Annotated in this window: 8 protein-coding genes, 2 tRNA genes, 1 other RNA gene and 1 pseudogene; 7 read left to right on the forward strand and 5 right to left on the reverse strand. The window is 72.6% G+C overall.

Annotation, left to right across the window (positions count from 1 at the left end; genetic code table 11):
- Positions 1-39: 39 nt before the first annotated feature.
- Positions 40-678: a uracil phosphoribosyltransferase gene (upp, locus tag KDL01_RS37940; RefSeq protein WP_212533555.1), complete on the reverse strand. Its 639-nt coding sequence runs from the start codon at positions 676-678 to the stop codon at positions 40-42.
- 221 nt (positions 679-899) lie between these two features.
- Here upp and KDL01_RS44940 point away from each other — a divergent pair, with 221 nt between their 5' ends.
- The 5 genes from KDL01_RS44940 to KDL01_RS37960 all read left to right on the forward strand — a co-directional run bounded on the left by KDL01_RS44940 (position 900) and on the right by KDL01_RS37960 (position 3,019).
- The gene (locus KDL01_RS44940) at positions 900-1,022 is read left to right on the forward strand and encodes a hypothetical protein (protein ID WP_281415823.1); all 123 of its coding nucleotides are present in this window, start codon (positions 900-902) and stop codon (positions 1,020-1,022) included.
- Positions 1,023-1,164: 142 nt separating this feature from the next.
- Positions 1,165-1,692, forward strand: a complete 528-nt coding sequence (locus tag KDL01_RS37945; RefSeq protein WP_212533556.1) for a tRNA adenosine deaminase-associated protein — start codon at positions 1,165-1,167, stop codon at positions 1,690-1,692.
- 138 nt (positions 1,693-1,830) lie between these two features.
- Positions 1,831-2,370: a tRNA adenosine deaminase-associated protein gene (locus KDL01_RS37950; protein ID WP_246577555.1), complete on the forward strand. Its 540-nt coding sequence runs from the start codon at positions 1,831-1,833 to the stop codon at positions 2,368-2,370.
- Positions 2,371-2,483: 113 nt separating this feature from the next.
- Positions 2,484-2,924, forward strand: a complete 441-nt coding sequence (gene tadA / locus KDL01_RS37955) for a tRNA adenosine(34) deaminase TadA (protein ID WP_212533558.1) — start codon at positions 2,484-2,486, stop codon at positions 2,922-2,924.
- Between the two features lie 10 nt (positions 2,925-2,934).
- Positions 2,935-3,019 (forward strand) — tRNA-Ser (locus tag KDL01_RS37960).
- Between the two features lie 82 nt (positions 3,020-3,101).
- On the opposite strand, the gene KDL01_RS37965 is transcribed toward KDL01_RS37960, so the two are convergent.
- The 3 genes from KDL01_RS37965 to KDL01_RS37975 all read right to left on the reverse strand — a co-directional run bounded on the left by KDL01_RS37965 (position 3,102) and on the right by KDL01_RS37975 (position 4,432).
- The gene (locus KDL01_RS37965; RefSeq protein ID WP_212533559.1) at positions 3,102-3,824 is read right to left on the reverse strand and encodes a LytR C-terminal domain-containing protein; all 723 of its coding nucleotides are present in this window, start codon (positions 3,822-3,824) and stop codon (positions 3,102-3,104) included.
- Between the two features lie 34 nt (positions 3,825-3,858).
- Entirely contained in the window at positions 3,859-4,155 is a 297-nt protein-coding gene (locus tag KDL01_RS37970) for a type II toxin-antitoxin system VapB family antitoxin (RefSeq protein WP_212533560.1), read from the reverse strand.
- A gap of 192 nt (positions 4,156-4,347) precedes the next feature.
- Positions 4,348-4,432 (reverse strand) — tRNA-Ser (locus KDL01_RS37975).
- 63 nt (positions 4,433-4,495) lie between these two features.
- Here KDL01_RS37975 and ffs point away from each other — a divergent pair.
- Positions 4,496-4,592, forward strand: an RNA gene (gene ffs / locus KDL01_RS37980) — signal recognition particle sRNA small type.
- A 66-nt stretch (positions 4,593-4,658) separates the two neighbouring features.
- Positions 4,659-6,551 (forward strand): DNA polymerase III subunit gamma and tau, encoded by a 1,893-nt coding sequence (locus tag KDL01_RS44945; RefSeq protein WP_212533561.1) that lies wholly within the window; start codon positions 4,659-4,661, stop codon positions 6,549-6,551.
- On the opposite strand, the pseudogene KDL01_RS45720 reads toward KDL01_RS44945, so the two are convergent.
- Positions 6,541-6,668: pseudogene (locus KDL01_RS45720) on the reverse strand (toprim domain-containing protein); the annotation flags it as partial. The gene KDL01_RS44945 and the pseudogene KDL01_RS45720 sit on opposite strands and share 11 nt — an antisense overlap.

Genomic DNA, 6,668 nt, shown 5'->3' on the forward strand with positions numbered 1-6,668 from the left:
GACTCCCCCCGGATCCCCCCCGATTTCCCCTGGTCCGGCTCAGACCACGCCGTAGAGCCGGTCGCCCGCGTCGCCGAGGCCCGGCACGATGTAGCCCTGCTCGTTGAGCCGCTCGTCGATGGCGGCTGTGACGATCGTCACCGGCACCCGGCAGTCGCCGAGGGACTTCTCCATCGCGGCGATGCCCTCCGGCGCGGCCAGCAGACAGATCGCGGTCACGTCGTCGGCGCCGCGCTCGGCCAGCAGCTTCACCGCGGCGATCAGCGTGCCGCCGGTGGCCAGCATCGGGTCGAGCACGTAGCACTGGCGTCCGGCCAGGTCGTCGGGCATGCGGGTGGCGTAGGTGGACGGAGTCAAGGTGCCCTCGTCGCGGACCATGCCGAGGAAGCCCACCTCGGCGGTGGGCAGCAGCCGGACCATTCCGTCGAGCATGCCGAGGCCGGCCCGCAGGATCGGCACGACCAGCGGCTTGGGCGAGGCCAGGCGTACGCCCTGGGTCGCGGACACCGGCGTCTCGAGCTCGACCGGGCTCACCCGCACGTCCCGGGTCGCCTCGTAGGCGAGCAGCGTCACGAGTTCGTCGGCGAGCCGGCGGAAGGTCGGCGAGTCGGTCTGCCGGTCGCGCAGCGTGGTGAGTTTGTGGGCGATCAGCGGGTGATCGGCGACGTGGATACGCATGCCGAGAGTCTACGGCCCCGCAGGTCGGCAGTCCGGGCTTGCCCTCTCGGCTCAGCGGGGTAGGGTCGTCAGGAAGGTCACGAATCGATATCGGCAGCACGCGGCGGAACGAGGTGACGATGGGTACGACGGCTCCGAGGTCCACGGCTCGGGAGACGAACACGGCAAGGCCTGCGGGCGGCGCGCGCGCGGGAGAGCCCGGCGCGCCACAGGAGCGGGGCATGCGCCGGGCGATCTTCCTGGCCGAACTCGCCGAGGCGCGGGAACTGCGCAAGCGCGTCGCGCCACGCCGGGCCAGGGCCCAGGAACTGCACGCCAGGCTGCTCCGTACGTTCCGGTACTGACCCGCTCGACTGATCTGCGTCCCCGTGCGCAGTCCATGCGCCGCAACCAGTGCCGCCGCGGCCCTCTTTCTGCGACGATGCCAGAGAGCAGACCGTCGGCGGCGGTGGGCTGCGAGCGGCGCGAGAGGCCGGAAGGACGCGGATGACACAGGCCGGGCAGGCCTCGTTCGACGAGGCCCTCGTCGACTTCGCGGTGACCGTCTTCCAGGAGGACGGCCGCTGGGCCGTGGTGCCGCTGCCCCTGCACGTCGCCGCCGACCTCGACCTGTTCACGGCCGCCGTGCGCCAGCAGCTGTCCGAAGGCCCGATCCTGGGCCTGCTCGGCCTCGGTGACGAGTACTTCATCGCGCTGCGGCTGGTCGGCGGCAGGGAACTGCTGTTCATCTCCGAGCGCTCCGCGGCCGAGGAGGACGCGGTGGCTCGGCAGGTACTCGAACGCCTCGGGCTCGAGCCCGAGGCGTCGTCGGGCTCGGGTCCGGCCGGCGACGAGGAGATCTTCGCCGACCTCGGGCTCGACTCCTTCGAACTGCGGTTGGCCTGTGAGCAGCTGTTGGATGAACGAGCGCTGCGATTGACCGACCTGGTGGCACACTTGGCTGGGCGCATCGGATTCGCACGCCAGTTCACCGACTGCGCGCGCCCGGGATACGACACGGTGGACGGATACTGAGAGGGCCCGCGTCGCCGCGGGGCGCAGTGGGCAGTGAAGAAGAGTACGTCGGAGTGAGGGGAGAGTGGGCAGGTCGTGGCCTATTTCGCAGCTCTGCTAGCGCGCTACGCGGATGAATGGCAGGCGCATGACGTCGACTTGGACGAGTTCGACGACGGCATGGGCCTCGTCGAGTTCATCCGCGAGGCCGCCGAGGACGAGGAGCCGGATACCGCCGTGCTCCTGCTCGAGCAGGAGGACGTGTGGTTCGCCGTGGTCCGGCTCGACCTCGACGAGGATCCCCGCGTGTTCGCCGCGGACCTGGCGGCGGTGCGCCGCTCGGGCTACGCGGACCTGCTCACCGCGGACGCCCTCGCCCCGCTCGGCCCCGACGGCACGCCGCTCGAGCCGGTCGCGCACGTCGCGCCGGTCGCGGAGGTCGATGACCCGGGCGTGGACGTGGGCGTGGACGCGGAGGACGAGGTCGAGGGTCTCGACGAGGTCGCCGTGGACGAGGAGGAGTACACCGGGCCGAGCACGCCGAGCGGCCCCGCGGGCGACGCGAACCTCCTCGCCGACTACGGGCTCAGCGCCAAGGACCTGATCGGGCTGTGCGGCGGGCGGCTGGTCCCGGCCGACGCGCTGGCCGAGATCGCCGGGGTGCTCGGAGCGGCCGAGGAACTCGAGGCGGTCCGCTGAACGCCGCCGCGCCGGCTGGATCCGGCGCGGGCCAGGGCGGGCGGTACGCAGGCGCCGACACCCCGCGCGTCGGCGCCCTGCCGGCCTGGCTGCAGGAGCGGTACGCGGGCTGGATGCGGGCGGCGCTGGCCGAGGCCGACCTCGCCCCGGCCGGCGGCGACGTCCCCATCGGCGCCGTGGTGCTCGCCCCGGACGGCAGCGTGCTCGGCCGCGGCCACAACGTCCGCGAGGCCGACGGCGACCCGGTCGGACACGCCGAGGTGATCGCCCTGCGCGAAGCCGGCCGCGCCGTCGGCTCCTGGCGTCTGGCCGGCGCCACCCTGGTGGTCACCCTCGAGCCCTGCGCCATGTGCGCCGGCGCCGCCGTGCTCTCCCGCGTCGAGCGCATCGTCTACGGCGCGTCCGACCCCAAGGCCGGCGCCGTCGGCTCGCTCTGGGACCTCCCGCGCGACCAGCGGCTCAACCACCGCCCCGAAGTGGTCTCCGGCATCCTCGCCCCCGAGTGCGCGGCGCTGCTTGATAACTTTTTCGCCTCTCGGCGCCCCATCGGGTAATGTTCTCCCCGGTGACGTGTCCGAGCGGCCTAAGGAGAACGCCTCGAAAGCGTTTGTGGTGCAAGCCACCGGGGGTTCAAATCCCCCCGTCACCGCTGATGAGAGCCGGTAGCCCCCTCTGGGGCCACCGGCTCTCCGCGTTGATGGACGTCGTTCGGCGGGCCCGTCCGGCCGCCCCTACTGGGCGCAGTTGGTGCTGTCGGCCAGTGCGGCGGGGCTTGCGGCGGCCAGTGCGGCGGCGGCTCGCAGCGCGGCGTCGACCTGCTCGTTGCTGGCGAGGGTGGAGAAGCCGGTGCCGAGCACCAGGTCCACGCTCGGGTCGGTGCGGTTGTCGGGGTGGATCTGGGCCCCGGGCACCTCGGCGGCTACCTGGCGCAGTTCGGCGACCTGCGACTTGGCGCCGCGGATCTGGGCCGAGACGGTCAGCTTCGAGCGCAGCGGGTCGTTGGTGACCTGGCCGATGAAGAAGCCGCGCTGCTTGAGCTGGTTGGCCGTGTTGGCGGCCAGGCCCCGGCGGTTGGTGGAGTTGTAGACGTTCAGGGTGAACTTGGGCGTCCCGGTGGGGGAGACGGCCGCGCCGGAGAGCGGGTTCGCGCTGGGGGACGCGGAGGCGGCGGCCCGGACCGCGCCGGCCTTGCAGGCGTCCGAGCCGGCGGAGGGGGCGGTGACCAGGTTGACCAGGCCGTAAGCCCCGACGCCCAGGATCAGCAGGCCGGACAGGACGAAGCCGAGCGCTCTGCGGCGGCGCCGGGTGCGGTTGCGGAAGGGCACGTAGGGCGCGTCCAGGCCGACCCGGAACTTCTTGCCGCCGATCTCGCCCGGAGGGCGTACGGCGTGTTCCGGGGCAGGCCTGGCGACCGCGTAAGGGTCCTGATCGTCCGGCGGGGTGTTCGCGTCCATACACCGAACGTACCCGGGCAGATGCGCGGAGTATTCACAGATCGAGGTCAAGTACGCGCGCATGGAGTACTGTGCGCTGCTGCAGCGCCGCGCGCACGGCCCGATGCAGGCCGTCCTCCAGGTAGAACTCGCCCTGCCACTTGACCACGTGCGCGAACAGGTCGCCGTAGAAGGTGGAGTCGTCCGCGAGCAGGGCGTCGAGGTCCAGCTGGCGCTTGGTCGTGACGAGCTGGTCGAGCCGGATCTGACGCGGCGACACCTCGGCCCAGCCGCGGTGGTTGCGCCCGTGCTCGGGGTACGGACGTCCCTCGCCGACTCTTTTGAAGATCACCGTTCTCTTCCGACCTGCCGTGCCGTCCTGGCCGTAGCCCTGGGTACCGCTGCCAGAATCCCGCGCGGGCCGTGTCCGGCGCAACCGAAATGGCACACCGTCCCACCATCGGGGCCCCGGGCGCGGCTGTCCGGGACAGACGAAAGACGGCCCCTGACCGTTGCTTTCGCTGGTCAGGGGCCGTCTTCGCGGCGGAGGATACGAGATTTGAACTCGTGAGGGGTTGCCCCCAACACGCTTTCCAAGCGTGCGCCCTAGGCCACTAGGCGAATCCTCCGTGGGAAAGCTTACCCGAAGATCGGGGGTGCTCCGCCACTCCCATTTCTGGGCTATCCTGTGTGCGGACCCCTCGTGTGGCGTCATCCCACCGAATCCCCCCAGGGCAGGAATGCAGCAAGGGTAGGCAGGCTCTGGCGGGTGCGCGAGGGGTCTTTTGCATGCCCGGGGGCTCGCGTGCGGGGTCTTTCGCGTCGTTGTCGGTGGAACCGACTAGGCTCAAGAGCGTGTCGCTAGCGCTCTACCGCCGGTATCGCCCCGAGACCTTTGAGGAGGTCATCGGGCAAGAGCACGTGACCGGACCGCTTCAGCAGGCGCTGCGCAATCAGCGGGTGAACCATGCCTACCTGTTCAGCGGGCCGCGCGGGTGCGGGAAGACGACGAGCGCGCGGATCCTGGCGCGCTGTCTCAACTGTGAGCAGGGGCCGACGCCCACGCCGTGCGGCGTGTGCAAGTCGTGCGTCGGGCTGGCGCGCGGGGCGGGCGGGTCGATCGACGTGATCGAGATCGACGCGGCGTCGCACGGAGGCGTGGACGACGCGCGCGACCTGCGGGAGCGGGCGTTCTTCGCACCGGTCGAGTCCCGGTACAAGATCTACATCCTGGACGAGGCGCACATGGTGAGCTCGGCCGGGTTCAACGCGCTGCTGAAGGTGGTCGAGGAGCCCCCGCCGCACCTGAAGTTCATCTTCGCCACCACCGAGCCGGAGAAGGTCATCGGGACCATCCGCTCGCGTACGCACCACTATCCCTTCCGCCTCGTGCCGCCCGGCACGCTGCGCGACTACCTGGCGCACCTGTGCGAGCAGGAGCAGATCAAGGTCGACCCCGAGGTGCTGCCGCTGGTGGTGCGGGCGGGCGCGGGGTCGGTGCGCGACTCGCTTTCGGTGATGGACCAGCTGCTCGCCGGCGCGGACGAGGACGGCGTGAGCTACCGGGCCGCCGCATCGCTGCTCGGCTACACCGACGCGGCCCTGCTCGACGAGGCGGTCTCGGCACTCGGGGCCCACTCCGGCGGCGCCGCGTTCGAGATCGTGGACCGGGTGGTCGAGGGCGGGCACGACCCGCGCCGCTTCCTCGGCGACCTGCTCGAGCGGCTGCGCGACCTGCTGATCCTGCAGGCGGTGCCGGACGCCGCGGCCAAGGGCCTGATCGCGGTCCCGGCGGACCGGATGGCCCGGATGACCGAGCAGGCCGCGGGCTTCGGCCAGGCCGAGCTCTCCCGGGCCGCCGACCTGGCCAACACCGGGCTGACCGAGATGCGCGGCGCGACCGCGCCGCGGCTGCTGCTCGAACTCGTCTTCGCCCGGATCCTGTTGCCGGGAGCCGAGGATTCCGGACGCGCCCTCGCGGCCCGGCTGGAGCGGCTCGAGCGCTTCGGCGGCCCGATGGCCGCGGCCGCTCCGGCCGGAGCCGAGTACGCGGCGCCGATGCCCGCGCCCGCTCCCGCACCGGCCCAGGCCCCTGCGCCGGCTCCCGCCGCCGCTCCCGCCCCCGCCGCGTCCACGACGCTCGGCGCCGCGCCCTGGCTCGAGCCCGCGGGCTCGCCGCAGCCGGCGGCCGCGCCCGCCGCGCCGAACTCGCCCGCACCGGCCCAGCCGGTCGCGGCCGCGCCCTCGGGCGCCGGGGACGTCGCCGCGGTCCGGGCGCGCTGGCCCGAGATCGTCGAGCTGGTCAAGTCGCACAGCCGGGTCGCCTGGACGATGATCTCCGCCAACGCCAACGTCGTCGGGGTCGACGGGCGGCTGCTGCAGCTGGGCTTCAACAGCGCCGGGCTGCGCGACACCTTCGCCGGATCCAACCGCGAGGACACCCTGCGCCAGGTGCTCAAGCAGGTCTTCGGCGGCGAGTGGCGGATCGAGGCCCTGGTGGATCCCGGTGCGGGGCAGGGACACGGCGGGCAGGGCCCGTCCGGTCCGGCCGGTCAGGGTTCTTATGGCGCGCCGGGTCCGCAGGGCGGGTCGGGCGCGCAGCAGGCGCCGGGCCAGGGCTTCGGCGGTGGGTCGGGCACGGGTCCGGCCACACCGGCCGGGGGCGCGTTCGCCCCGCCGCAGCCGCCCCAGCAGCAGGCTTCCGCGCCGCACCCCTCGGTGCCCGAGTCCCGGGCCGACGGGCCATGAGTTCGCGTACCCGCAATTCGTCCGGCCCGATCCCCTCGATCGGAGAGAGCGCGCCGCCGAGCACGTGGTAGCGGCCGCGGAACTCGCGGGTCTTCTCGATCGCGACGACGTCCTTGG

Origin of the sequence: Actinospica durhamensis (assembly GCF_018139695.1) — a bacterium.
GTDB classification, from domain to species: domain Bacteria; phylum Actinomycetota; class Actinomycetes; order Streptomycetales; family Catenulisporaceae; genus Actinospica; species Actinospica durhamensis.